Raw genomic sequence first — 24962 nt, forward strand, 5'->3', positions numbered from 1 at the left:
GCCATTCGGCCCTGCCCCGCCTGCACGAACAACCGGCGCCCCGGAGCGTGGGGGCATGACTTTCGTCGACGAGGTGAAGAACGCCGTCACTCCACGGGCCGCACTGCTCGTCATCGGTGTGCTCGGACTGCAGTTGCTGTTCATCGCGTCCTACGTCGGGGCGCTGCACAAGCCGAAGCCGACGGACGTACCCTTCGGCCTCGTCGCACCCCGGCAGATCTCCGCACAGCTCCTCACCGAGCTGAAGAATCTCCCCGGCGGCCCACTGGACCCCCGCACGCTCGCCGACGCGGCCACCGCCCGCGAGCAGATCCTCGACCGCAGGATCGACGGCGCCCTGATCGTCAGCCCCGAGGGCACGACCGACACCGTGCTGGTCGCCTCCGGCGGCGGCACCTCGCTGGCCACCACCCTGACGAAGATCATCACGGAGGTCGACCGGACCCAGCAGCGCACGGTACGGACCGTGGACCTGGCCCCCGCCTCCGACCAGGACTTCAACGGGATCTCGTCGTTCTACCTGGTCGTCGGCTGGTGCGTCGGCGGCTACCTCTGCGCCTCGATCCTGGCGATCAGCGCGGGCGCCAAACCCGCCAACCGACAGCGCGCGGTGATCCGGACCGGTGTCATGGCGCTGTACTCGATCATGGGCGGGATCGGCGGCGCGATCATCATCGGCCCGATCCTCGGCGCCCTGCCCGGAAGCTTCTGGGGCCTGTCGGGCCTGGGCGCGCTGACCGTCTTCGCGGTCGGCATGATCACCCTCGCCCTCCAGGCCGTCACCGGCATCGTCGGCATCGGCCTGGCCGTCCTGATCGTGGTGATCGCGGGCAACCCGAGCGCCGGCGGCGCTTACCCGCTGCCGATGCTCCCGGACTTCTGGCGGGCGATCGGCCCCGCGCTGCCGCCCGGGGCGGGCACCTGGGTGGCCCGCTCGATCGCCTACTTCAGGGGCAACGCGGTCACCGGCTCCCTGCTGGTGCTGTCCGCGTGGGCGGCGGTGGGCACAGCCGTCACGCTCCTGGTCGCCGCGCACCGCAGCCCGGAGGAACTCAGCGGCGAGCGGCCGCCGTTCGGTTCGAATCCCGCCGCCTGACCTTCGCACCCCGCGCCGCGCCCGCCGACCGGCCGGCGCGGCCCTTCGTGCGGGAAGGGCCGCCCTCCCCCCGGGGGAGGGCGGCCCGAATACACCTGGCATTCGGGGAGACGGGGAGCTACGCTGCCCCGCGATGACAACTCACTCTGCCAACAGATTGGGGGCCCCGTCCGCGCAAGGTGAGTGCTGATGCTCACTCAGGACGCGAACAGGGATTCCCGCCTGTCCTTCTGGCTGCGCGTGCGAGAGTTCGCCGTGCCGCCCTCCATGATCGAGACCGCGACCGCCCGCCGTCATGTCGGCGACTGGGCGGGGGCATGCGCCGCCGCGGGTGTCGATGTCGATCTCAGCCCACGGTCCGTGGCACGCACCCACGGGCGAGAACTCGCGTCCCGGATCCGGGACGATCTGCGCCATCTGGCCCCTGACCTGTTGCGCTGGCACCTGCCGAGAATCGCTCCGCGCGGGCTGCTGCGCCCGGGGCTGACGGTCTCTCTGGCCCGGTACGACACCGAGGGGCCCGGCGGTATGCGCCCGGTGCGTCTGGTGGTCCGGACCCCGCCCGCCTGGGCGGATGCCGGTCAGCGGATCGGGCTCGCGCTGTGGGACGGACCGGAGTCCGGCACCGAGGCCCGCCGCCATCCGCACCACCGCCCGAACCCCCGGTTCCGCCTCGACCTGCACCGCCATCTCTGGGATGCGCGCAGGACCGACGAGCTGCGGTTCCGGTCCGGGGCCGACGGGCCGCCCGCCGGCCGCCGGGTCGCGGTGCCTCCCGAGGTGCTGGAGCTGGTGCCGCCCGCCCGTCGCTGCGCCGTCGACCGGTGGGCGGACGAGGCGGGGATCCTGCTCCGGGCCGAGGGGCGGTCCGCCGGGACCGTCGCCGTGCGGTTCGGGGCCCGGCACCGGCTGCTCCTGGACCTGGTGCCCGAGGGGGACGGCCCCGGGCCGCCCACGCTGCGGATCGCGGCCGCCACCACGGCCACGGGCGGTGGTGCCTCCGCGCTGCCGGTGCTGCCCGACGCGGCGACCTGGGTGCTGCCCGACCTCGATCTGATCCGTACCGGGTCGATCGAGGCAGGGCGGCTCCATCCGCTGGTCCTCGCGGCACTGGCACCGGAGCGCCCGCCGCCCGGTCCGGCACCGGCCCCGGACCGGGCGGGGCAGCCACGCCTCGTGGAATGCCGGGGAGCTCTGCACCGGATCGGCCTGGTCGACGGGGTGCTGGCCCCGCTGGACCACGACCCGGCCGAGATCCGCCGGGAGGAGCTGCTGGTCGCACTGACCGGCACCCCGCTGCCCTGCCTCCAGGCCATCGACGAGGCGCACCGCCGTCCGGACTGCCTCACCGGTGTGCGCGAACGCCTGGACCACGGCGACATCGCCGGTGCGCTGGCCGTCGTCGAGGGTCTGCTCGGCCCCGGCGCGCTGCTGCGCAGCGGCGAACTGCGGGACGAGCTGGAGGAGGCCGCGCGGCGGCGGATCACGTACGGGCTGTTCCGGGCGGGCCTGGTCGAAGGGCCCGACCGCCTCCACCCGTACCGCCGCCGGCCCCGTGACCGCCGCTCGCACCCGCGCCACGCGGTCCGTCGCTGACCCACGGTCCGTCACCGGCCCGCAGCTCGCATGCCGTCCGCGACCGGCACACCGTCCGTCGACGGCCGGAATTCCTCTCACTTCCTCCGTACGCCTCACCACGAACCCACAGGTGATTCAGACATGCTCACACGCACCCCTTTCGTCACGTCCGTCCCTTCCTCCGGCCAGGACCGCACCTCCCAGCTCGACATCGCCGGTCAGCTGACGGCCCTGCTGCGCGACACCACCACCGAACCCCGTCCCGACATCCAGCTGGAGGCCCTGACCCTGGCCGTTGCCGCCGATCTGCCCGTACTCCTGTGGGGCGAGCCCGGCATCGGCAAGACCGCCGCGCTCACCCAGCTCGCCGTGTCCCTGGATCTTCCGCTGACCACTGTCATCGCCAGCGTCCATGAGCCGTCCGACTTCTCGGGGCTGCCCATCGTGGGGGACGACCCCGCTGAGCAGGGCGTGCCGATGGCGCCGCCGGACTGGGCGGTGCGGCTGGTGCGGGCAGGCCGGGGGCTGCTGTTCCTGGACGAGCTGTCCACCGCGCCGCCGGCCGTTCAGGCCGCCCTGCTCCGCCTCGTGCTGGAGCGGCGGATCGGCGCCCTTCAACTGCCGCCCGGGGTACGGATCGTGGCCGCGGCCAATCCGCGTTCCTCGGCGGCCGACGGCTGGGAGCTGAGCCCGCCGCTGGCCAACCGGTTCGTGCATCTGCAGTGGACCCACGACCACGAGGTGGTGGTGCGCGGCCTCGGCGGGACCTGGCCCCGGGCGACACTGCCCCGGCTCGACCCCGAACGGCTGCCGGAGGCCGTGGACTTCGCCCGCCGCGCGGTGTGCGGGCTCCTCGCCGCGCGCCCGGCGCTCGTGCACCGGCTGCCCAGCGGTGAGACGCGCCGGGGCGGTCCCTGGCCGTCACCCCGGAGCTGGGACATGACCCTGTGTCTGATCGCGTTCGCGACCGCGGCCGGCTCCTCCAGGGACGTGCTCTCCCTGCTGGTCCGGGGCACCGTGGGGGACGGTCCGGGGCTGGAGCTGCTGGCGAGCCTGGACCGGATGGACCTGCCGGACCCCGAGACACTGCTCGCCGACCCGGCGGGCGCCGTCCTGCCCGAGCGGGGGGATCTGCGTCAGGCGGTGCTCGACGGTGTGGTGGCGGCGGTCCGCAATCGTCCGGAGAAGCCCCGCTGGGACGCGGCATGGGCGCTCCTGGTCCGGGCATTGGAGACCGGTGCCCCGGACGTGGTGGTAGTACCGGCGACCACGCTCGCCTCGCTGCGCCGGGCGGACTGGGACGTTCCGGCATCGATCGAGCAGCTCGCCGGAGCGGTGTCCCTGTCCCGGCGGGCGGACCGGGCGGCGACCCGGGCCGCGGACCGGGCAGCCGCGGCGGCGAAGGCCGGCCGATGACACCCGAGGCGCCGGGGGTGCTGGACCTCGACAAGCTCTTCGCCGCCCGGCTGCAGGCCGTCCGGGCCCGCCCCTACCTGGCTACGGCGTTGTTCGCCCTGCGCGTCGTGGAGTCGCGGCGGGTACCGACGATGGCCGTCGACCGGCACTGGCGGTGCTACGTCTCGCCCGGCTTCGTGGACCGGACACCGGAGGAGGAGCTGGCCGGGGTGTGGGTGCACGAGGTGTCGCACCTGCTGCGCGACCACCACGGGCGCAGCGACCGGGTCGCACGGCAGCAGGGGCTGACCGGACCCGCCGAACGGCTGCGGATGAACATCGCCGCCGACTGCGAGATCAACGACGACGCGTTCGGCGAGGGGCTGGTCCGGCCGGAGGGCGCCGTCGGTCCGGCCTTTCTGGGGCTCCCCGAGGGGCAGCTCATGGAGGACTACCTGCGTCAGTTCAGGCTCGGTCCGCATACGGAGCACCTGGCCTGGCTGGACTGCGGCAGTGGCGCCGACGGGCTGGAGCGGGAGTGGGACCTGGGGCCGGACGGCGCGCACGGCCTGAGCGAGCAGGAACGGGACGCGGTCCGGTTCCGGGTGGCTCAAGGCATCACCGGCCGTCCGGGGAACGCCTCGAAGGGGTGGCAGCGGTGGGCCGAGGAGGCGTTCCACCCGCCGCAGCCGTGGCGGGAACTGCTGGGTACGGCGGTCCGTTCGGCCGCCTCCGGGTCCGGCGCGGGCGAGGACTACACGTACGGCCGCCCCTCGCGGCGCTCGGCCGGTGTGCCCGGTGCCGTTCTGCCGAGCCTGCGGCGCAGGCCGCCCCGGGTCTGCGTGGTCATCGACACGTCCGCTTCGGTCAGCGACACCGAACTGGGCAGCGCGCTCCTGGAGGTCGCCGCGATCTCCCGCGCGGTCGGCGGCCGTCGCGACCTGATCACCGTCCTCCCGTGCGACGCGGCGGCCAGGGTCGCGCACCCGTTGTGCCGTGCCGAGGGAATCCCGCTGGTGGGCGGCGGGGGTACGGATCTGCGCTCGGGCTTCGCCAGGGCCCTGCGGACGCAGCCGAGGCCCGATGTCGTCGTGGTCCTGACGGACGGCCAGACCCCCTGGCCGAGTGCCCAGCCGGCGTGCCGGACGGTGGTGGGCCTGTTCCCCCGGCTGCGGGACGAGGACGATCCGTACTACGTCCCCAGCTCCCCGCCCGAGTGGGCACGCACGGTGGTCATCGGGGCGGTTCCCGCGGCCCGGTAGGGCTCCGGGCGTACGCCGTCACCCCTTCGTCCGGCCCGGTGCACCACCCCGGGTACTGTCCGCTTGTTCGAATCAGGCCCCGTAACCCGGGGCTGCACGTGGGAGAGTCGTCATGAGCGGAGCAGGACCGGCGGAGCGTATGTGGAAGCCGAACAACGAGGAGGGCGGGGCGCTCGCGGGCCGGTGGTGGCAGTGGGCCCTGTCCGCGCCCGACGACCGGAGCCCGGTCAGGGACACGACGGGTGAGCACGCCGCCTGGAACCAGCCGGACGACCTCTGGTTCCTGGCCGGCACCTACGGCGGGCGGGTGGTGCGGCGCTGCGCGATCCCCTCGGACCGGCCGGTCTTCTTCCCCGTCCTCAACATGCAGCACCCCCGGTCGTACTCGAGGATTCCCCAGCGCATGACGGCCACGGAGGCCACGGCCTCGCTCAACAGTGTCCCGCTGTCCTTGCAGGAGTTCACCGCGCCGTTCCGGACCGGGCTGACCCAGCGTTACGCCTGGGGCATCTGGGGCGGCTTCGAACCGCTGACCCCCGGTCAGTACGTGCTGGAGATCAAGGCCGCCGCCACGAACGGCTTCTGGGTCGACACGACCTACCACCTGGAGTCGAAGGCGCCCTGATCCACCGGACAGCCCCCTACGCGTCGGGGACGCATGGCATCATGCTGAACGATCTCGTGAGACCACGAGGAGCACGTTCAGCACAACTCCCTTTCATACTGCGGAGGTTGCTCATGCGTCGCCGATTCACCGTCCCGCTCGCCACGGCCGCTCTGTCGCTCCCCCTCGTCCTGCTCCCTGCCGCGTCCGCCTCGGCCGCCCCTGCCGACAAACCCCAGGTCCTCAGCTCCTGGACCCAGACGAGCCTCTCCAGCTACAACGCCTGGAACTCCGCCCGCAACAACCAGGGCGCCTGGTCCGCTTACGGCTTCGACTGGTCGACGGACTACTGCAGCAGCTCGCCCGACAACCCGTTCGGCTTCCCCTTCCAGACCGCCTGCGCCCGCCACGACTTCGGCTACCGCAACCACAAGGCGGCCGGCACCTTCGACGCCAACAAGTCGCGCATCGACTCCGCGTTCTACTCGGACCTCAAGCGCGTGTGCGCCGCCTACTCCGGAGCGAAGCTCACCGCGTGCAACAGCACGGCATGGACCTACTACCACGCCGTGGACATCTTCGGCGTGGCACCGGCGAAGGCGGGCGCCGAAGGACTGAACCGAGCCGCCTGACTCCTCCTGAACGTGACGACGGGCTCGTCCGCATCGCCTCGGTCGATACGGACGAGCCCGTTGCAGTGCGGCAGGATCGGAACAGGGCGCCCTCGGTGCCCTCACCGAAGCCCGGACCGCATCACCGCCGGCGGACTCGACTCCGCCCGCAACAGCCGGGTCCGACCCCTCCCGCAGTATCCGCAGCCCTCCAATGGGTTTCCAACTCCCATACCCGGTAAGAGCTCTGATGAGTCATCATCGAATCGGGCGGGAAAAGACGGGCACGCGGTGCCCGCACCATTCCAAGGAGGCGCCAAGTGCGTAGTCGGGTGCGCGCGGTGGACGGGCGGCATCTGGTGGTGGAGCGACGGGGGGATCCTCGCGGCAGACCGGTCTTCCTGCTGCACGGGATGCCCGGCAGCAGGCTCGGTCCGGCTCCGCGCGGCATGGTCCTGTACCAGCGCAAGACCCAGCTCATCACCTACGACCGGCCGGGCTACGGCGAGTCCGACCGGCTGCCGGGCCGCTGTGTCGCCGATGCCGTTCAGGACGTACGGGCCATCGCAGACCACCTCGGGCTCGAACGGTTCGCCGTGGTGGGCCGATCCGGTGGCGCCCCGCATGCCCTGGCCTGCGCGGCGCTGATGCCCGAGCGGGTGACCCGCACCGCCGCACTGGTCGCGCTGGCCCCCCGGGGGGCCGACGGTCTCGACTGGTTCGACGGGATGGCCGCCTCCAACGTGCTGGCGTACTCCACGGCGACGGCCGATCCGGACGGGCTCGCGGAGTCGTTCATCTCCCGGTCCGCGGTGATCAGGAAGAACCCGGTCCAGCTCATCGACGATCTGCGCCGGGAGCTGACCGACTCCGACCGGATGGTGGTCAACGACGCCGGGGTCCGCACCATGCTGCTGCACAACTACCGTGAGGGGCTGCGCACTTCGGCCTGGGGCTGGATCGACGACGCGCTCGCGTTCAGCAATCCGTGGGGGTTCGACCCTGCGGACATCACGAGCCCCGTACTGCTGTGGCACGGCGAGAAGGACGTGTTCTCCCCGGTGGGCCACTCGCGCTGGCTGGCCGAACGCATCCCTAACTCCACCGTCGTGGTGGAACCGGCGGCAGCGCACTTCGACGCGCTGCACGCGCTGCCCGAGATCCTCAACTGGCTGCTGGACCCGCCCGCCGAATGACGGGCAGGGCCGGTGTTCCGGGAGCGGCCGGCGACGGCCGGACGCTCCCGGGGCTCACACCGCCGTCGGTTCCAGTTCGCGCTCGAACCGGTCGTCCTCGTCCCGGGCGATCCGGGTCATCGGATGGTCGTCACCGAGCTGACGGGCCAGCTCCTCGACCGTCTCGGTCCGCAGTCGCAGCGCCTCGTCCTTGCGCCCCATCGCGTCGAGCGTGACCGCCATGTTCGACGTCATGGCCAGGGTCTCCGGGTGATGCGCCCCCAGTACCCTCCTGAGCTGCCCGGACACCTTCTCCTCGGTCTCCAGCACCAGATCGAGATCGCCCCGCTCCGCCGTCGCGTTCGCCAGGTTCATCACGCAGAACAGGGTGTTGGGGTGCTCCGGCCCGTACACCTCCCGCATCGAGGCGACCACCCGGGTCAGCACCCGCACCGACTCCTCGGACGCGCCGGTCCCCGACTGGTAGACGCCGAGGTTGTTCAGCGCGGCCAGGGTGTACGGGTGTTTCTCCCCCGGCACCTTCATGTACTGGTCGACGACCTCCTGTGCGGTGTCCCTGGCCTCGGCCGGCTCGCCGGCCGCGAACAGGTCGGCCGCCATGTTGAGATCGCAGGCCAGCGACTCCGGGTTGGCGGAGGTGTACTTGGCCCGGTACCTGGACCGGGTGGCCACCGTGAGCCTGCGGGCGTCCTCCAGTCTGCCCGCCCGGCGCAGCGACACCGCGAGGCTCTTCGCCGCGCTCAGCGTGCCCGGGAAGGCCCGGCCGAGCGTGGCCTTGTAGCTGTCGTACGTACGGCTGAGGATGCCGACCGAGTCCTCGTACCGTCCGACGTCCCGCAGGTCACGGGCCAGGTTCATGGCCGAGGAGAGGCTGTAGGGATGCTCCGCGCCGAGCACCTCGACGCGCCGGTCGAAGACGTCCTGGTCGATCTCACGGGCCTTGGCGTACTGGCCGATGGACCGCAGGGTGAACGCCAGGTTGTTGGCCGCGGCCAGCGTCCTCGGGTGCGACTCGTGGAAGATCTGGTTGAACCCGTCGGTGGCCTCGGTCGCCAGCTCGATCGCCCTGGTGTACTCCCCCAGCGTGCCGAGGTCGGTCGCCAGGCTGCTGGTGCTCATGTACGTGTGCGGATGCTCCGGGCCCAGGACCTCCCGCTGTGTCGCCAGGGTGATCTCGTCGAGCTCCCTGGCCTCCACGTAACGTCCGCGCGAGCGGTAGATGTTGGAGAGGTGGAAGCAGAGGTAGAGGTACTGGATGTCCCGCTCCCCCAGCGTCTGACGCCAGATCTCGCGCAGCTCCTCGCAGACCGTCGTCGCGGTCCGGAAGTCACCGCGCTTCCAGAGGTAGCGGACCCGGTCGATCAGCAGCCTGCGGGCCTCGGGCTCCTTGCAGTTTCGCGCGTCGGACGGGCCGAGGTGCGGCCAGATGGTGGCGAACTGCGGCCAGGTCGAGGGGTTGTCGATCGGCTCGTCGTCGTCGGGCCGGGCGCCCGCCAGGATGCGGTGGACGGCGTGCCGGGCGTCCTGCTGCTCCTCCTCGGTGAGCTGCGCCCGGATGACGGCCTGGACGAGCCGGTGCACCTGGATGGAGTTGGAGACCTGGTCGACCTTGGCGAGCGCGAACCGGCCGATCTCCCGGATGACCCGGCCCAGCACCAGCTTCTCCTGGAGCGAGGCGTCGTACGGCTTCAGCGCCTCGATCATCTCCTTGCTGTACAGGAGGTTCCCCGAGATGGGCTCGGGTGCGAAGAAGGCGCAGAGCTGGAGCAGCCGGACCGCGGCGGGCGAGCGCTCCTTGAGCCGCTGGATGGAGATGTTCCAGGTCGCGGCGACCGGCTCCGGGTAACCGGCCGGCTGGTTGAGCGCCAGGACCTCGGGCGCCTGCTGGGCCAGCTGTTCGAGATAGGTGTCGATCGGGGTGGCGGTCTCCGCGATCCAGGCCGCCGCCTGCTCCACGGCCAGCGGCAGGTCACCGACGGCGGTGGCCACCTGGGCGGCGTCCTCGTCGCTCAGCCCCGGGGCCCGGCGCTGGAGGTGCTCGATGGACTCCTCGCGCAGGAAGACGTCGACCGGCAGCGCGTCGCCGTGCTGGGACCATGCCTGGTTGCGCGAGGTGACCAGGATGTGGCCCGAGCCGCCCTGCGGGAAGTAGCGGCGGAGCCGTTCGGGGTCGTCGGCGTTGTCGAAGACCAGCAGCCAGCGGTCCGAGGGCACACCCCGGCGCAGCAGGTCCACGGCCTCCTGGGAGGCGGCCGCCATGTCGTCGCCGCCCTGGGCGCCGAGCCGGACCGCGAGCTCGGCGAGCGCGGCCACCACGTCGTCGGTCTGCTCGGAAGATATCCACCAGACCAGGTCGTAGTCGGCCATGAAGCGGTGCACGTACTCCAGGGCGACCTGGGTCTTGCCGACGCCGCCGAGCCCGTACAGGGTCTGCGGCTGCGGCAGCACCACGGCCATGCCGCCGCCGAGCTGGTCGCGCATCCGTTCCAGGACCAGGGAGCGGCCGGTGAAGCCGGGGTTGCGCGGCGGGGCGTTCCAGATCCTGGGGACGGTGCCCGGGAAGCGCGGTCCGGGCGACACCGCGTCGGTGAGCTGTACGGGCCGGTCCAGGGCGCGCAGCAGGGCGGCCGTGGCGTGCACCTCGTCGAGCCGGAAGAGGTCGACGGGGTTGCGGTCGATGTAGGGCGCGGAGAGCCGTACGTCACCGACCCTGAGCGGCAGCAGATGGCGCCGGCCGCCGCCGGGGTCCTCCGCGACGGCCCGGTCCCAGAGGTTCACCGCGCGCTGGGACTTGAGGTAGGCGCTGGAGAGCAGCACCACGGTACGGGCGGCGCTCTCGGCGGGCGCCTGCTCCACGTTCTCCCGCTGGGCGGACACGTCGCGCGGCACGACGCGGAACCCGGCCCGGGTGAGCACGGACTCGATCCAGTCGGCCCACATCCGGTTCTCCGCCACATAGCTGAGGAAGAGATCGGCCGGCAGCGCCGGCCTGCGCCGGGTGAACGCGTCCCGGATGCGCAGCCGCACCTCTTCGCCGACCGGTGGCATCGAGGTGATCTGCTGGTCGGTGATGACGGAGGTGAGCCGCTCGAAGGCGGAGAGCAGGGAGTTGGTGAGACCGGCCTCGTCGCCGAAGGTGGCGAGGGTCTCCTCGTAGGCGTAGTAGGGGCGGTACGGAATCTCCACCGCGCCCCAGTAGGCGGTGAGTTCGTCCCCGGACAGGTCGCGCGGCAGCCGGTCGAACTTCAGCCGGGCCAGCGCCCGTCCGGCATCCGCCTTCTCCTTCTCGCCCTCGTCGATGCGCATCGGGACGGGGAAGATGGAGATGGGGCGGCCGGTGTAGCGCTCGGAGATCTGCCGGGCGACGGAGGCGGCGCCGTCGATGGACTGGTCGCTGAGCGTGAAGCAGTCGACGAGGACGTCGGGGAGGTGGACGGTGCAGATGTCGGCGATGTCGCTGAGGCCGGTCCGGCTGTCGATGAGGACGTAGTCGTAGTTGGCCTTCATGTCGTCGCGCAGGGCGTCGAAGAAGTGGCCGCCGCCGAGCCGGTCGTAGAAGTTGTCCCAGTCGAAGGTGGAGACGGTCGCGGAGTACTCGCGGTTCTGCCGTCCCGCGGAGACGAAGTCGAGCGTGCCGCCCTGCGGGAACTCCCAGCCGAGCGCTTCGGGGGTCAGGGAGACGGCGTGCGGCTGGATCCGGGCGTAGTCGCGGTGCCAGTCGTCGGCGCGCTGGACGGGGCTGGTCGCGGCCCACGCGTATTCGGTGATCAGATCGATGACGCCGGTGGTGGCACCGAGTGTCGACGGGTCGAGGAACGGGTGGAAGAACCGGTGGAGCCCGGGTGCCTCCAGGTCCCAGTCGACAGCCAGTACCCGTTTCCCGTTGGCGGCGAGTATCCAGGCCGTGTTGGCCAGGGCCATGGTGCGGCCGGTGCCGCCCTTGTACGAGTAGAAGGTGACGATGCGCCCGTCACGACTGGCCGTCATCCGTGTCCTCCGCATCCGTCGCAGGGTCGTGTGTCTCGGGGATGTAGTTCGTCTGTGCCATCGGCCCCATCAGCCGGGTCCGTTCGGTGTGTCCGCCGCCGGTGGCGGGTGGGTACACCGCCGCGTGTCTCAGGTACTGCTGGGCCGCCACCTCGACGACCTGCGGCAGGATCTGCCCGAAGGCCTCCATGCTGGGGACGCCCTTGGCGGCGGCGCGACAGTAGGCCCGTCCCTGGCGCATCTTGGTCGGCATGGTCTGTTCGAGCTTCTCGGTCAGTTCGGCCTCGGCCGCCATGCTCTCGTGGTCCTCCCGGTTCCACGGCACGATCATCGTCACCCAGGGGCGGTTCTCGGCGTCGAAGGCGGCGAGCCGCCGGCACCGGTCCTCGTCCTGCAGGGCCCAGCGGTCGACGAGCAGGATCTCCGGCCTGCTGGGCGGCTGCTTGCCTTCTCCGTGCCCGGTCTCCTCGTCGAAGGAGGAGATGGTCGCCTGGTAGTTGAGGGAGCGCACCAGGTCCTCGGCGACGTAGGCCAGCGGCCGGGCGGCGGCCGGGTGGTAGGGGTTCCAGTCCTGCGGGCTGTCTCCGTAGTAGTCGGCACTGCGTCCGGCGGGCAGGTCGTGCCGGGTGGCGGCAGCGATGGTGACCTGCATCGGACGGGGGCCGCCCATCGAGCTGTTGGGCGGGCCGAAGGCACTGGGCGCCAGTCGGTAGTCGACGGGGCGGCCGGTGCCGATCCTTATGGTGTCGGCGACGTTGACGATGCGCTTGGCCAGTTCGTACACCGCGCGCTCGTACTCCTCGGCGAAGAGCCGGAGTTTGATCAGCCCGTAGAGTCCGTCACTGACGTAACGGTCTCCGAAATCGCGGTGGTTGAACTGTAATCGCTCGGCGGGACCGGGGAGTTGGCTCGGGGGTACCGGGACCCAGAGGGCCGGGACGATCGCCTCGGCCCGCTGGTTGGAGCGGGCACGGTGATGGATGGCGCGCTGAGCGAAGGCGTACCACTCCTTGCCGCACATCTCGCTCGCGAAATAGCGCGGCGAGAACAGCGGAACGAACACCCGGCAGGTGGCGAGCACCTCACCGAGCCGTTCCGACCAGCCCTCGCCGGAGCGTATCTCTCGGTCGATGAACCCCGCGGGCGCGCCCGCGGGCAGATCCGTCATGGCCAGTACATGGTCACAGAGATCCTTGAAGAGGCGTTCGACCCACATATCCGGGTCGGTTCCACGGCCGTAGCCCGGTGTATGGGCATAACTCAAGAAGAAGTACGGCCGATGGTCCGCCGCTCGCTGCTGCGTTGTTGCGTGCACACGACCCCCGTCCTGTGTGAGCACCCGCATCCGGGGACTGAAGTGAATGCGAGCGAATTCATCATTCCGGAGCGGACCTTGCTCCACCCCCATGGCGTTCGGTCATTCAACGCCGGTTTTCAGTCATACGTTCCCGGGTTCCGCCGAACATTTCCTTGATCGAATTCGGTCTGCGACCGTTCCTCCCAGTTGTCCCGTGTGTTCCGGCCCTCCGGCCGAACCGGAATTCGACCCTCAGATCTCTTTTCGCATCAGATCCAGCAGCCGCTTTCCGCTGACGGTGAGCTCGGCGGCACCCTCCAGCGTGTCGAGGGCCTGCGGTACGCCCTCCAGACAGCGTGGCTCGAATGCGCCCAACGCCATCCGTTCATAGGTCTCGGCCAGCAACCGGGAAAACGGAACTGGTTCTTCCTGCCAGGGAATTCGATGTTCCCAGGCGCCGTCCGCCGCGTAAAGATCCGTGACATCGGCCAGCGCCTGCAATTCGGCCCGCCGCGATCCGCGCAGCAGCGCGAGCGCCAACTCCTCGGCACTGCCGTCCGCGACGATGCCCAGCGCGCCGTAGCCGTGCCGCCCCACTGCGGGTTCGGCCGCGGCGGGACCGGTGAGCGGCGTGAGGGTGGTGAGGCGCCCCGCCATCTCCGCGGCCCGCAGCGGCGCCTTCGCCACGATCAGCGTCCAGGCGTCGCCGATCCTGGCCACCAGCTCCGCGGCGGCCCGGTCGTCGAGCGCGGCCGAAGCCGGCGCGGCGAAGCAGTCGCGGTACGGGTCGAGGTCGTCGATCGCCAGGTCGAGCACCGGGCCGGAAGCGGCGCCGGGCACCGAGAGCCGGCGTACCGGCCGCCAGCCGGGACCGGCCGCCGACAGCACCACCCGCCGCTCGGCCGGGTCGCCCTCGCCCCACCGGACCAGGAAGCCGTCCTCGACGGCGCGCACCAGCGCCGTGCCGTGCTCCCCCGCTCCCCCGATCCGCAACTCGCCGAGACCCGGAAGGACCAGCCTGCCGTCCGTGTAGCCGACGCCCACGGGGATGTCGAGACCGGCCCGTACGGCGGCGGCAGCGAGAAGTGCCGGCAGCCGCAGCGCGTGCTCGACCGCCCCCGGCCGTTCGTCGTGGAGCGCCTCCAGGACATGGAGCAGCCAGGTGCGGGTGTACGGGTGGGCCAGCACCTCGTCCAGGCCGCGGGCCCCCTCCTCGGAGCCCTCGATGGCGGCGGCCAGCCCCCAGGCCCGGACCCACCGCTCGTCGCCGTGCTCCTCGACGTCGGCGTTCAGCCGGGCCAGCAGCATGCGGGTGAGCTCTCGCTGGGAGGCGGCCAGCTCGACCGGGTCGGCGATCTCGGGCGCGACGAGGGAGGCCGCCGTGCGCGCCTCGATGCCGCGCACCAGGGCGGCCAGGTCCTCGCAGTACACGGACGGGTTGTCGAACTCGCCGGACGGCCCGGTGGAGCGGTACCGGTGGGTGTAGAGCCCGCCGCCGCACGAGCGCACGACGGGACAGCTGCGGCAGGTCTCGCTGACACCGGCCAGCCCGAGCTGACGGGCCCGCACGCCGGGGTGGGCCGCCACCTCGTCCAAGGTGTGGGTGAAGACGTCGAAGCCGGTGGCCGCGGCGCCCTCGTAGGCGCTCTTGAGCGAGTCGACCTGCTCCAGCTGGCCGTCGGTCTCGACGACGACCAGGTCGGTCGGGGCGAGCCCCAGGGACTCGGTGAGGCTGGGGCCGCCGCTCAGCGTGGACAGCACCGAGGAGAAGAGCCGCACCGGCACCGGACGCCCCTGCTCCTGCCAGCGGTCGAAGACCGCGAGGAGCCATTCGGCGTAGGCGGTGGGCGAACCGTCCGGACGTGGCGGCGGATCGTCCCAGGTGGCGTGCGGGAGCAGGAAGTCGATGAGCGGCGGATCGAGCTCGGTGAGCGCGTCGAGGACCGCGATCGGGTCGTTCTCGATGTCGACGGTGCACAGGAGCCCGAGATCGAGGTGGCGGTAGCGCTCCTGCCGGAGCAGTTCCACGGCCTTGAGAACCAGGGGATGGCTGCTGCGCCCGTCCGCGTAGCGGCGGTGCCGGTCGTTGGCGGCCCGGTCGCCGTCGAGGGAGATGCCGACCCTGACGTTGAACTCGTCGAAGAGGTCGAGATACCGCGGACTGAGCTGGAGTCCGTTGGTGTGGATGCGGAGGTCGAGTTCCGCGACGCCGTCGAAGGCGGAGGTGAGCACTTCGCAGACTCGCCGCAATCGGGCGGGCCCCGCCAGTAGAGGCTCCCCTCCGTGCAGGATCACTGACACGGAGGGCAGTGCATGTGCCTTGGCATGCTCGGCCAAGCGTTGAGCAGTCCGGAAAATGACATCATCAGAGATTGTCCTGGGCCGGGTACGCCAGCTCTGATCTGCATGTTCATAGACATAGCAATGGTCACAAGCAAGATCGCACCTGCTGTGAACCTTGAGAACGACTTCGCGGAAAGGGACCAGGGGTCCTGTCATTCCACCAGTCTAGCCAGCCCGAAGGGGTGCTCGGAGCGCGGTTCACGAGGTGTTGGGCGGGTTGTTTCTCAGAGTGCCGAGTTGAAGGTCGATGCCTGGGTGGGGCGACCGGCTGACACGGCGTGCACGCGGCCGAGCTTCCGGGCAGCAGCAGTGCCTCGGACGTCGATCTGGGCGAGCGGCACACGGTTCTTCTTCGCAACGGCGAAGGAGGGGGAGGATTCTGAGGTGTTCACGGCCGTCCTTGAGGGGATTTGTTCCGATGGAATGGTTCCGGACAGGAATGCAGCAACAGTATCTGCACCATTGCAGGTCCGGCGGCACGACTTTACTCTCATGGCTTCGGTTGGCAACTGAGGACAGCCACTTGGAACGAGAGCGTCACACAAGGCCGTCCCGAATCGAACGGAACCCCTGATTCCGCCATTCAGGCGACGACATAACCGCAGACGGGAGTGAACATGACGGCGCTTCCCGGGCCGCTCCAGAGCATGGTCTTCAGGAACGCCGACCTTCCGGCGCTCTTTCACCACACGGACGAGATCGCCATCGCGAGGCAGCGGGAGGCCGTGAACACCACCCGCATTCAACTGATACTCCTGGTCACAGGGGCACTGCCGGCCGCCGTCCCCTGGCACGCCGAGCTGGGTGACACGTTTCAACTCACCGACGCCGCAGGCGTGTTGGCCTACCTGGGTGTCCTGATCACGACGTACCTCTCCGCCCGGCGCAAAGCAAAGTCGCATTGGCAACTCAACCGCTCGGCGGCGGAGTTCATCAAGTCGATGTGCTGGCGTTACTCGGTGCACGGATCACCTTTCGACACCGGTACCCAGCACCCGGAGGCGGTGTTCGCGAACCGTCTCGAGGAGGGCCTTCAGGAGCTGCGCAAGGTGGGGTGGGCCGATCCTCGCGACCTGACGGCCGATTCGGGCGGGCTGATCACCGAGTCGATGCGCGAGTTACGGGACAAAGCGTTCACCGTACGCAAGGAGACGTACGTGCGTGACCGCCTTATCGAGCAGAGAAGTTGGTACCGCAGGCGCCAGGACGTGTCCCGGCGGGCCACCCTGGTCTGGTCGACCACCATCGCCGCGCTGACCGCGCTCGCCCTGGTGTTCGCCCTGCTGCGGACGTTCTCCGTCACCCAGTCCTTCGCCCTTACGGGGGTGCTGTCAGCGGCGGCGGCCGCCTGTCTGGCGTGGAGCGAGATGCGCCGTCACCACCCGCTGATCTCGGCCCACTCCCTGGTGGAGCAGGACCTTGAGGCGATGCAGGTGGCGATGGAGACCACGCTGACCGAGCGCCAGTGGCCGGGCGCGGTCTTCGAGACCGAGCGCATCGTCTCCCCGCAGCACACCGACTGGCTTGCCCGGCACCAGATGTGACGTGACGTCAGCAATACAGCGGCCGCACCGGCGGCCGGCCCCGCGCGACACGGATGCCGGGCGGCCGGACCGGCCGTCAGCCCCGCTCCACGCCCTCGCGCCAGATCACCGTGACCGGGCGGCCCAGGCTGCGGGCGTACGTCACGATGTCACCGGTGCCGCCGAGGCCGCGGGCCGGCCTGCCGTCCCACACCGCGAGCAGCCGGTCGCAGTGGTCGGCGATGTACGCGCCCGCCGCGTAGTACGCCTCGTCGGTGGAGTGCGGGTAGTCGAGCCGGACCTCCCGCACCGCCCGGTCCTTGAGCGCCCGGTAGCGGGCGAGTTCGGCTGCGTCCTCGAAGCAGGACTCGTAGTCGCCGCTCGGGATCACCACCGTCAGGTCGGCGCCGCGGGCCAGGGCGAGGTCGGCGAAGAGCTGGTCCGCCCCCACCGCCAGGCTGGAGAGGGCCTCCAGGGCGCCGTCGTGGCCGCAGAGCGCCGCCCGTAACCCCGCGAGCACATGGGCGTGGGCCTCCTGCGGAATGGTGCGATGACCGGTCACTCCGATGCGTTTCACGGACCTGGAACCCCCTGAGGTGTCTGCCGGGGGCCCGGAGGTCATCCCCTCCGGTTGGCACAGCTCCGCCCCCGTTGCTCCTGCGTGACCGACCTGCCCCACATCCTCTCAAAAGCCGCGGGGTGCGCGGGAGCCCCCGCCCGGGATTCGGGCAGGGGCTCCTTCACGGTCGGCCGCTTGTTCGAGGGCCGGTCCGGGGGTGTGCCGGGGTGTCAGTAGACGCTGACCCCGTACGCGCTGAGCGCCTCGGTGACCGGCTGGAAGTACGTGGTGCCGCCGGAGGTGCAGTTGCCGCTGCCGCCGGAGGTGAGGCCGATCGCCTTGGAACCGGAGTAGAGCGGACCGCCGGAGTCGCCTGGCTCCGCACAGACGTTGGTCTTGATCATGCCGTAGACGATGTCGCCGCCGCCGTAGTTGACGGTGGCGTTGAGGCCCGTGACGGAGCCGCTGTGGATGCCGGTGGTGGAGCCGCGGCGGGTGACGGACATGCCGACCGTGGCGTTGGCCGCGCTCGTGATGTCGACGCTGCCGACGGTGCCCGCGTGGGCGACCGCGGCATTGTCGTACCGGACCAGGCCGTAGTCGTTGGTCGGGAAGCTGGAGCCGACCGTCGGGCCGATGCTGGTCGAGTTCGACGAGTTGGTGTACCAGGGCGGGTTGCCGTCGGTGCAGTGACCGGCGGTCAGGAAGTAGTAGGTGCTGCCGCTGCGGACGTTGAAGCCGAGGGAGCAGCGCCAGCCGGGGGCGTAGATCGCGTCGCCGCCGGAGAGCAGTTTGCTGAACTTCCCGGTGGTGCGCTCGATCTTCAGGGCACCGGCATTGACCCCGGCGGACTGCTTGATCTGTTCGATCTCGGCTTTCGAAACCGTGCGGTCGACGGTGACCACGAGCTTCTTGCTCACCGGGTCGACGTTCCACGCCGTGCCCGCCACGTCGGCGCCGAGCACGGCGTCGCTCGCGGCGGAGAGCTGCGCGGCACTGAAGGTGGTGTTGGTGTCGGCCTGGGCACTGGGGACGGCGAGGGCGGCGACGGCGACGAGGCCCGCGGCGATGGCGACGGCCCTGGTCCGTCTCGCAGTGCCGCTGAGGGGGGTGGTGCGCTTGATCCTCACTTTTCATTCCTCCCGAGGGGAAGTCGGGGGTCCGCCTGTGGGGTGGTCGGACCCGTGAGGCGCAGTCGGGCACACGGCCGTGCGCCCGCGATGCGGACATGCCGTGTTCCTGACAAGCGCTGCTCGGGAGTATTCAAGGCGTCAACTTGTGGCGCAAGAGGGCCCTCTGGCCTGAACTTGTCGCACCGCACGGGAGCGGCCCCGGCAGCACACGGGCTGCCGGGGCCGCCGTCCCGGAAAGATGTGACTGCACGTCAGTTGTCGACGCGGTTGCGCTCCCCCGCCTCGACGGCGACGGACAGGGTGTTGCCCGGGGGCGGGAAGGGGCAGATGAAGTGGTCCGCGAAGGCGCACGGCGGCAGCAGCGCGCGGTTGAGGTCGACCGTCACGCTGCCGTCCTCGGCGGGTGCCGCGGGCCGCAGGAACCGGAAGCGGTAGCTGCTGTTCCCGCTGGTGGCGTCGGCGAACACCGCCCAGAGCGAGCCGTCCGGCTCGACCGCGACGTGCAGCGTGTGCTCCGTACCGTCGACCTCGAAGGCGATCTCACCGGCGAGCCCGAGACCTCGCTCGACCCCGTCGGCGTTCTCGACCCGGACGGTGCGGGCGCTGTCGTACGGGCGGAAGGTACCCGGCAGCACCCAGCGGGGGTCGTACGGGGTGGCCTCGATGGCCTGGAAGGCGCGCCGCGCCGGGGAGTCCGGGTCGAAGTCCCGTACCGCCCAGAGCCCTTCGCGGCTCAGCACGACCAGCCGCCGCTCGCCGTGCGCGACGCGGGACTCGTCGATCGGTCCGCGGTCGGCGGTGAGGCGGACCTGGCCGGTGAAGGGCTCGCCGTCCACGGTCAGCCCGTCCGCTGCGGAGGCGCTGAGCACCAGCTCGTCGCCGTCCTCCCGCCACTGCCCGGGTACCTCGGGGATGCGGCCCTCCGGGTGGTCGGAGAGCCAGTGGGTGCCGGTGAGGGAGAGCGGTCCGTAGGGGCCGGCGACCGTGGCGGTGCGCTCCTCGTGCCAGTGCTTCCAGTCCTGTGCCGCCTGCTCGGGTCCGTGCGGCTGCTGTGCGTCCGTGCTCATGAGGTCAACCCTTCCATACCGGCTCCGCGAGCCCGAGGTGTGATCGCAGCGTGGGACCGGTGTATTCGGAGCGGAACACTCCGCGCTCCTGGAGGAGCGGGACCACCCGGTCGACGAAGTCGTCCAGGCCGCCTGGGGTGAGGTGCGGTACGAGGATGAATCCGTCGGCGGCGTCGGCGGCGACGAACTCGGTGAGCTGCTCCGCGACCGTCCGCGGGCTGCCGATGAAGGACTGCCGGCCGGTCGTCTCGATGACGGTCTGCCGGATGGACAGCCCCTTCTCCTTGGACAGCGCCCGCCAGCGCGCCGCGACGGCGAGCACGTCGCCGGGCCTGACCCGGCCCTGGACCAGCGAGGATCCGGGGTCCGGGTCGATGTCGGGCAGCGGCCCGTCGGGGTCGTACGCGGAGAGGTCGCGGCCCCAGATCTGCTCCAGGGCCAGCAGCGCGTTCTGCGGGGAGACCTGCTGGAGGCGGATCTCGGCCGCCCGCTCCTGGGCCTCCGCGTCGCTGTCGCCGAGTACGAAGGTGACCCCGGGCATGATCTTCAGCTCGTCGGGTTCCCGGCCGTACTTCGCCAGCCGCGCCTTGACGTCGGCGTAGAACTCGCGCCCCGACTCCAGGGTGCCGTGCCGGGTGAAGACGATGTCGGCGGTGGACGCGGCGAACTCGCGGCCGTCCGGGGAGTCACCGGCCTGGATCACGACCGGATGGCCCTGCGGGGGGCGCGGGACGGTGAACTCGCCCTCGATGGCGAAGTGCTGCCCCCGGTGCGTGAAGGGGCGCGGGGTGCCGTCGGGCGTCCAGCTGTCCCACAGTTCGCGGGCGGTGGCGACGAACTCGGCGGCCCTGGTGTACCGGTCGGCCCGGTCGAGGTAGCCGCCGCGCCGGAAGTTCTCCCCGGTGAAGGCGTCGAAGGAGGTGACGACGTTCCAGGCGGCCCGGCCCTCGCTGAGGTGGTCGAGGGTGGCCAGGCGGCGGGCCAGTTCGTACGGCTCGTTGAAGGTGGCGTTGACGGTGGCGGCGAGGCCGAGCCGGTCGGTGACGGCGGCCAGCGCGGCCAGCACGGTGAGGGATTCGGGGCGGCCGACCACGTCCAGGTCGTGGATGCGGCCGTTGTGCTCGCGCAGCCGCAGCCCTTCGGCGAGGAAGAAGAAGTCGAACCTGCCGCGCTCCGCGGTGCGGGCGAGGTGCTCGAAGGAGGAGAAGTCGATCTGGCTCTTCGAGCGGGGGTCCGCCCAGACGGTGGTGCTGTTGACGCCCGGGAAGTGGGCGGCGAGATGCATCTGCCTCGTCGCGGTGCTCATGCCCGTCCTCCTTCGAAGGCGTACCGGTTGGCGGGGCGGGCCAGCCCCAGGTGCTCGCGCAGGGTGCCGCCGGGGTAGAAGGTGCGGAACAGGCTGCGGTGCTGGAGCAGCGCCACGGTGCCGTTGACGATCCGTTCGAGGTCGCGCCCGGGGGTGATGGGTGTGAGGTGGAAGCCGTCCGCCGCGCCGCCGCGGTGCCACCGGGTGATCAGTTCGGCGAGGTCGACCGGGCCGCCCCGGTAGTACGAGCTGCCCGCGGCGAGTGGTGGTCCGCTCTCCAGCCCCGGTTCCGGGGCGGCCTCGGCGTCGCCGAGGTCGACGGTGAGCGCGACCAGGACCCGGAGCGCGCCGGGGTCGCGTCCGTACGCCGCCGCGCGCCGGCGCAGATCGGTGCGGGCCCCGGCGGCCTGCTCGGGGGTGGTGGCCCGGACCAGGACGACATCGGCGTGGCGGGCGGCGGTCTCCCGGGCCGGGCCGCTCGTCCCCTCGACGACGATGACCGGGCGGCCCTGCGGGGGCCGGGGCACGATCGCCGGGCCCCGGACGGAGAAGGAAGCGCCCTCGAAGTCGATGTAGTGCAGCTTGTCCCGGTCGATGAAGCGGCCGGTGGCGACGTCCCTGATCTCGGCGTCGTCCTCCCAGCTGTCCCACAGCCGGGCGCCCGCCTCGGCGCTGTCACCGGCCTCGCGCCACAGCTCGTCGGCGGACGCCGCCGGACGCCGGCCGAACAGCCGGGCCTCCGCCCCGGTCGTCGACACATCGGCCTGCCAGCCCGCCCGGCCGCGGCTCACCCAGTCCAGGGTGGCCACGGCGGACGACACGTGGAACGGCTCGGTGTGGGTGGTGGTGACGGTGGGCACCAGGCCGATCCGGCCGGTGGCGGGCGCGACCCGGGAGAGCACGGCGAGCGCGTCGGGGCCGGGTCGGGCGAAGGAGTCGCCGAGCGTGACGAAGTCCAGGGCGCCGTGCTCGGCGAGCCGGGCGAGGCCGGTGTAGTGCCCGGGGTCGTAGCGTGGCGGACCGCCGATCTCGGCGGCCAGATGAAGGGGGGCGGTCGAAGACATGGGTGGTACCTCTCCAGAGCTCTCTCAGGTGTTCTCTCGGCGATCCGGCCGGGCTCGGCTCCGGGCTCAGTTCCCGGGCTCGGCTCGCGGGCTCGGCTCCCGGGCTCTCAGCTCCCGGACTTGGGCAGGCCGGGCGGGTTGATCTCCGACTCGGTGACGGCCTCGTCGGAGAGCCCCCAGCGCTTCAGCACCCTGGCGTACGAGCCGTTCTGCACGATGTGGTCGATGGCCGCCGCGTACGCCCCGACCAGGCCGCTGCCCTTCTTCGTGGTGGCGGCGATCTTGCCCTGGAGTCCGTCGCCCGCGCCCGACAGCGTGCCGACGATCTCGGACTGGCCGGCCGACGCGACGTGGTAGTTGGCGGACGGGCTGGGACCGAGATAGGCGTCGATCCGGCCGGACTGGAGCGCCAGGTAGTAGTCGGTGTCCTTCTGGAAATACTTGATGTCGACCGGCTCGCGCCCGGCCCTGACGTTCTCCTCGCTCCAGTCGACGAGGATCTTCTCCTGGTTGGTCCCGGACGAGACGGCGATGGTCCGCCCCGCCACGTCCTTCGGCCCCTTCACCTTCCAGCCGGATCCCTTCTTGGCCTCGAAGGCGATGTTGTCGAGCCGGTAGGTCGCGAAGTCGTACTTCTCCTTGCGCTCCTCGGTGACCGTGACGTTGGAGAGCACGCCGTCGAACTTGGAGCTGTCCAGGCCGACGAAGAGGTTCTCCCAGGAGACCTGCTCGAACCGCGGCTCCAGGCCGAGCGTGTCGGCGATCAGGGTCGCGATGTCGATCTCGGAGCCGATCCGGGTCCTGTCGTCGGTCGCGTAGAAGCCGAGCGGTGGCGAGGCTTCGGCACTCGCGCCCAGCCGCAGGGTGCCCCGCTCGCGGATGGCCCCGGGCACCTTCGCCGCGATGGCTTCGTCCTTCTCGCCCCTGATCCGGTGCTGGTCGGGGCCGATGTTGATGCCGGTGCCCCGTTGGCCCTTCGGCTTCACCCCGTCGGTCGCGGCGTCACCGGTTCCGCAGGCGGTGAGCAGCCCGGCGGCGGTGAGGGTGGCGAGTGCGGCGGACAGGGTGCGGCGGACGGACACGGGGGTACTCCTCGGTGCGGACATGGGTGGGATCACAGGACCTTGGACAGGAAGGCGCGGGTGCGCTCGTGCTTCGGACGGTCGAGTACGTCGCCGGGGGCGCCCTGCTCGACGATCCGTCCCTCGTCCATGAAGACGACGGTGTCGGCGACCTCGCGGGCGAAGCCGATCTCGTGCGTGACGACGATCATGGTGGTGCCCTGGAGCGCCAGGTCCTTGATGACGTCGAGGACTTCGCCGACCAGCTCGGGGTCGAGCGCCGAGGTCGGCTCGTCGAAGAGCAGCAGCTTCGGTTCGAGGGCCAGCGCTCGGGCGATGGCGACCCGCTGCTGCTGTCCCCCGGAGAGCTGCCTGGGGTAGGCGTCCGCCTTCTCGGCGAGCCCGACCCGGGCGAGCAGCTTCTCCGCGGCGGCCACGGCCTCCTTCTTCGGGCGGCCGAGGGCGGCGACCGGGGCCTCGGTGATGTTCTCCAGCACGGTCAGGTGCGGGAAGAGATTGAAGTGCTGGAAGACGAAGCCGATCCGGGTGCGCCGGCGCAGCACCTCGCGCTCGCGAAGCTCGTACAGCTTGTCGCCGGCCCTGCGGTAGCCGACCAGGGTGCCGTCGACGCTGATCCAGCCGTGGTCGACCTTCTCCAGATGGTTGATGGTGCGCAGCAGTGTGGACTTGCCGGAGCCGGACGGGCCGAGGACGACGGTGACCTCTCCCGCCCGTACGGACAGGTCGATGCCGCGCAGCACTTCGAGGCTGCCGAAGCTCTTGTGGACGGAGCGGATCTCGACCATGGCGTCGGTGGATCCGGTGGTGGTGGTGCTCATCGCGTGGCCCCCTTGGCGTAGTGACGTTCGACGTAGTGCTGGAGGACGGAGAGCACGGTGGTCAGGAGGATGTACCAGACCGTCGCGACCATCAGCAGGGGCACGACCCTGCCGTTGCGCCCGTAGACGACCTGGACCTGGTAGAAGAGTTCGCCGATCGCCATCACGGAAACGATCGAGGTGCCCTTGAAGAGCGAGATGATCTCGTTGGCGGCGTTCGGCAGGATGGAGCGCATCGCCTGCGGGAGCACGATCCGGCGCAGCTGCCGGTGCCGGGGGATCCCGAGCGCCGCGGCGGCCTCCGACTGGCCGGCGTCCACCGCCAGTACCCCGCCCCGGACGATCTCCGCCGCGTAGGCGGCCTGGTGCAGTGCGAGACCGAGGACGGCCGCGCTCATCGCGCCGACCAGGTTCATCGTGTCGAAGGAGAAGAAGCCGGGCCCGAACGGGATGCCGAACTGCAACTCCTTGTAGAGATAGGCGAGGTTGAACCAGAAGAGCAGCTGGACGATGAGCGGGATCGAGCGGAACGCCCAGATGTACGCGTGGGCGACCGCGCTGAGGAACGGGCTGGCCGACAGCCGCATGAAGGCGAGCACGATGCCGAGCGCGAAGCCGAGGACCGTGCCGTAGAAGGTCAGTTGGAGGGTGACCCAGACGGCCTTGAGGACGGTCCCTGCGGTGAAGAACTGGGCGAAGACGTCCCACTCCCAGCCCGGGTTGGTGACCAGGCCGTGCAGGAACTGGGCGAGTACGACGGCGGTGGCGGCGACGGCGGCCCAGCGCCAGGGGTGGCGCAGGGGTACGACGGTGAGCGCGTCGTGGCCGTCGTCGGCGGGCGGGGCGACATGTGGTCCTGTCGCCTTGTCGATGAGTGGATCGCTGGTGAGGGCCATGAGGGGTCCTTGGGCTGCGGTGTACGAGGGCGGGGTGGCGGGCCGTGCCCTCCTGGGGGCGCGGTTTGCCCCTGGGGGCGGGCCGCGCTCTCTGGGGGGCGGGGCCGCTCGCTCCTGGGAGGGGACGGGCCGCGGGTGAAGCGGC

At 71.1% G+C, this 24962-nt stretch carries 20 protein-coding genes; 8 read left to right on the plus strand and 12 right to left on the minus strand.

The genetic code is table 11. The annotated features are described in order from the left end of the window. Positions 1 to 55: 55 nt before the first annotated feature. The 7 genes from ACFYY7_RS27855 to ACFYY7_RS27885 all read left to right on the plus strand — a co-directional run bounded on the left by ACFYY7_RS27855 (position 56) and on the right by ACFYY7_RS27885 (position 7742). Positions 56 to 1096, plus strand: coding sequence for a DUF3533 domain-containing protein (locus tag ACFYY7_RS27855; protein ID WP_388665517.1), 1041 nt, complete (start codon positions 56 to 58; stop codon positions 1094 to 1096). Between the two features lie 189 nt (positions 1097 to 1285). Continuing rightward, positions 1286 to 2692 (plus strand): hypothetical protein, encoded by a 1407-nt coding sequence (locus tag ACFYY7_RS27860; protein ID WP_388665518.1) that lies wholly within the window; start codon positions 1286 to 1288, stop codon positions 2690 to 2692. 123 nt (positions 2693 to 2815) lie between these two features. Then, complete coding sequence (locus ACFYY7_RS27865; RefSeq protein WP_388665520.1) at positions 2816 to 4090, plus strand: AAA family ATPase; 1275 nt, start codon at positions 2816 to 2818, stop codon at positions 4088 to 4090. After that, positions 4087 to 5331: a VWA-like domain-containing protein gene (locus tag ACFYY7_RS27870; protein WP_388665522.1), complete on the plus strand. Its 1245-nt coding sequence runs from the start codon at positions 4087 to 4089 to the stop codon at positions 5329 to 5331. The genes ACFYY7_RS27865 and ACFYY7_RS27870 overlap by 4 nt, the downstream gene beginning before the upstream one ends. 112 nt (positions 5332 to 5443) lie before the next feature. Next, a complete protein-coding gene (locus tag ACFYY7_RS27875; protein WP_266736209.1) occupies positions 5444 to 5956 on the plus strand; it encodes a hypothetical protein in 513 nt (170 codons plus the stop codon). 113 nt (positions 5957 to 6069) lie between these two features. Then, positions 6070 to 6567 carry a phospholipase gene (locus tag ACFYY7_RS27880; RefSeq protein ID WP_388665524.1) on the plus strand — a complete coding sequence of 166 codons (498 nt, stop codon included), beginning with the start codon at positions 6070 to 6072 and terminating at the stop codon, positions 6565 to 6567. A gap of 299 nt (positions 6568 to 6866) precedes the next feature. Continuing rightward, entirely contained in the window at positions 6867 to 7742 is an 876-nt protein-coding gene (locus ACFYY7_RS27885; RefSeq protein ID WP_388665526.1) for an alpha/beta fold hydrolase, read from the plus strand. A gap of 54 nt (positions 7743 to 7796) precedes the next feature. On the opposite strand, the gene fxsT is transcribed toward ACFYY7_RS27885, so the two are convergent. The 4 genes from fxsT to fxsA all read right to left on the minus strand — a co-directional run bounded on the left by fxsT (position 7797) and on the right by fxsA (position 15761). Next, positions 7797 to 11729, minus strand: a complete 3933-nt coding sequence (fxsT, locus tag ACFYY7_RS27890) for an FxSxx-COOH system tetratricopeptide repeat protein (protein ID WP_388665528.1) — start codon at positions 11727 to 11729, stop codon at positions 7797 to 7799. Further along, positions 11713 to 13074 carry an FxsC protein gene (fsxC, locus tag ACFYY7_RS27895; RefSeq protein ID WP_266736216.1) on the minus strand — a complete coding sequence of 454 codons (1362 nt, stop codon included), beginning with the start codon at positions 13072 to 13074 and terminating at the stop codon, positions 11713 to 11715. The genes fxsT and fsxC overlap by 17 nt, the downstream gene beginning before the upstream one ends. 204 nt (positions 13075 to 13278) lie before the next feature. Further along, a complete protein-coding gene (fxsBH, locus tag ACFYY7_RS27900) occupies positions 13279 to 15525 on the minus strand; it encodes a radical SAM/SPASM protein FxsBH, inactivated beta-hydroxylase extension form (protein WP_388665530.1) in 2247 nt (748 codons plus the stop codon). Positions 15526 to 15593: 68 nt separating this feature from the next. Then, on the minus strand, positions 15594 to 15761 hold the full coding sequence (gene fxsA / locus ACFYY7_RS27905; RefSeq protein WP_388665532.1) for an FxSxx-COOH cyclophane-containing RiPP peptide: 168 nt from the start codon (positions 15759 to 15761) through the stop codon (positions 15594 to 15596). A gap of 255 nt (positions 15762 to 16016) precedes the next feature. Between fxsA and ACFYY7_RS27910 the strand changes: the two genes are divergently transcribed. Then, the gene (locus ACFYY7_RS27910) at positions 16017 to 16913 is read left to right on the plus strand and encodes a DUF4231 domain-containing protein (protein ID WP_360920588.1); all 897 of its coding nucleotides are present in this window, start codon (positions 16017 to 16019) and stop codon (positions 16911 to 16913) included. Between the two features lie 76 nt (positions 16914 to 16989). On the opposite strand, the gene ACFYY7_RS27915 is transcribed toward ACFYY7_RS27910, so the two are convergent. From ACFYY7_RS27915 to ACFYY7_RS27950, 8 genes are all read right to left on the minus strand, one after another. Beyond that, positions 16990 to 17469, minus strand: coding sequence for a hypothetical protein (locus tag ACFYY7_RS27915; protein ID WP_360920425.1), 480 nt, complete (start codon positions 17467 to 17469; stop codon positions 16990 to 16992). Positions 17470 to 17681: 212 nt separating this feature from the next. Beyond that, positions 17682 to 18581 (minus strand): S1 family peptidase, encoded by a 900-nt coding sequence (locus ACFYY7_RS27920; RefSeq protein ID WP_388665534.1) that lies wholly within the window; start codon positions 18579 to 18581, stop codon positions 17682 to 17684. Positions 18582 to 18835: 254 nt separating this feature from the next. Beyond that, the gene (locus tag ACFYY7_RS27925) at positions 18836 to 19651 is read right to left on the minus strand and encodes a DUF1684 domain-containing protein (RefSeq protein WP_388665535.1); all 816 of its coding nucleotides are present in this window, start codon (positions 19649 to 19651) and stop codon (positions 18836 to 18838) included. 4 nt (positions 19652 to 19655) lie between these two features. Continuing rightward, on the minus strand, positions 19656 to 20957 hold the full coding sequence (locus ACFYY7_RS27930; RefSeq protein ID WP_388665537.1) for an NtaA/DmoA family FMN-dependent monooxygenase: 1302 nt from the start codon (positions 20955 to 20957) through the stop codon (positions 19656 to 19658). Further along, entirely contained in the window at positions 20954 to 22021 is a 1068-nt protein-coding gene (locus ACFYY7_RS27935) for an LLM class flavin-dependent oxidoreductase (RefSeq protein ID WP_388665538.1), read from the minus strand. The genes ACFYY7_RS27930 and ACFYY7_RS27935 overlap by 4 nt, the downstream gene beginning before the upstream one ends. Before the next feature lie 107 nt (positions 22022 to 22128). Continuing rightward, entirely contained in the window at positions 22129 to 23103 is a 975-nt protein-coding gene (locus ACFYY7_RS27940) for an ABC transporter substrate-binding protein (protein ID WP_388665540.1), read from the minus strand. A gap of 32 nt (positions 23104 to 23135) precedes the next feature. Beyond that, positions 23136 to 23888, minus strand: coding sequence for an amino acid ABC transporter ATP-binding protein (locus ACFYY7_RS27945; protein WP_388665634.1), 753 nt, complete (start codon positions 23886 to 23888; stop codon positions 23136 to 23138). A 29-nt stretch (positions 23889 to 23917) separates the two neighbouring features. After that, on the minus strand, positions 23918 to 24817 hold the full coding sequence (locus ACFYY7_RS27950) for an amino acid ABC transporter permease (RefSeq protein ID WP_388665542.1): 900 nt from the start codon (positions 24815 to 24817) through the stop codon (positions 23918 to 23920). Positions 24818 to 24962 lie beyond the last annotated feature (145 nt).

The sequence above is a fragment of the Streptomyces sp. NPDC001933 genome (genome assembly GCF_042890955.1).
Taxonomy (GTDB): Bacteria; Actinomycetota; Actinomycetes; order Streptomycetales; family Streptomycetaceae; genus Streptomyces.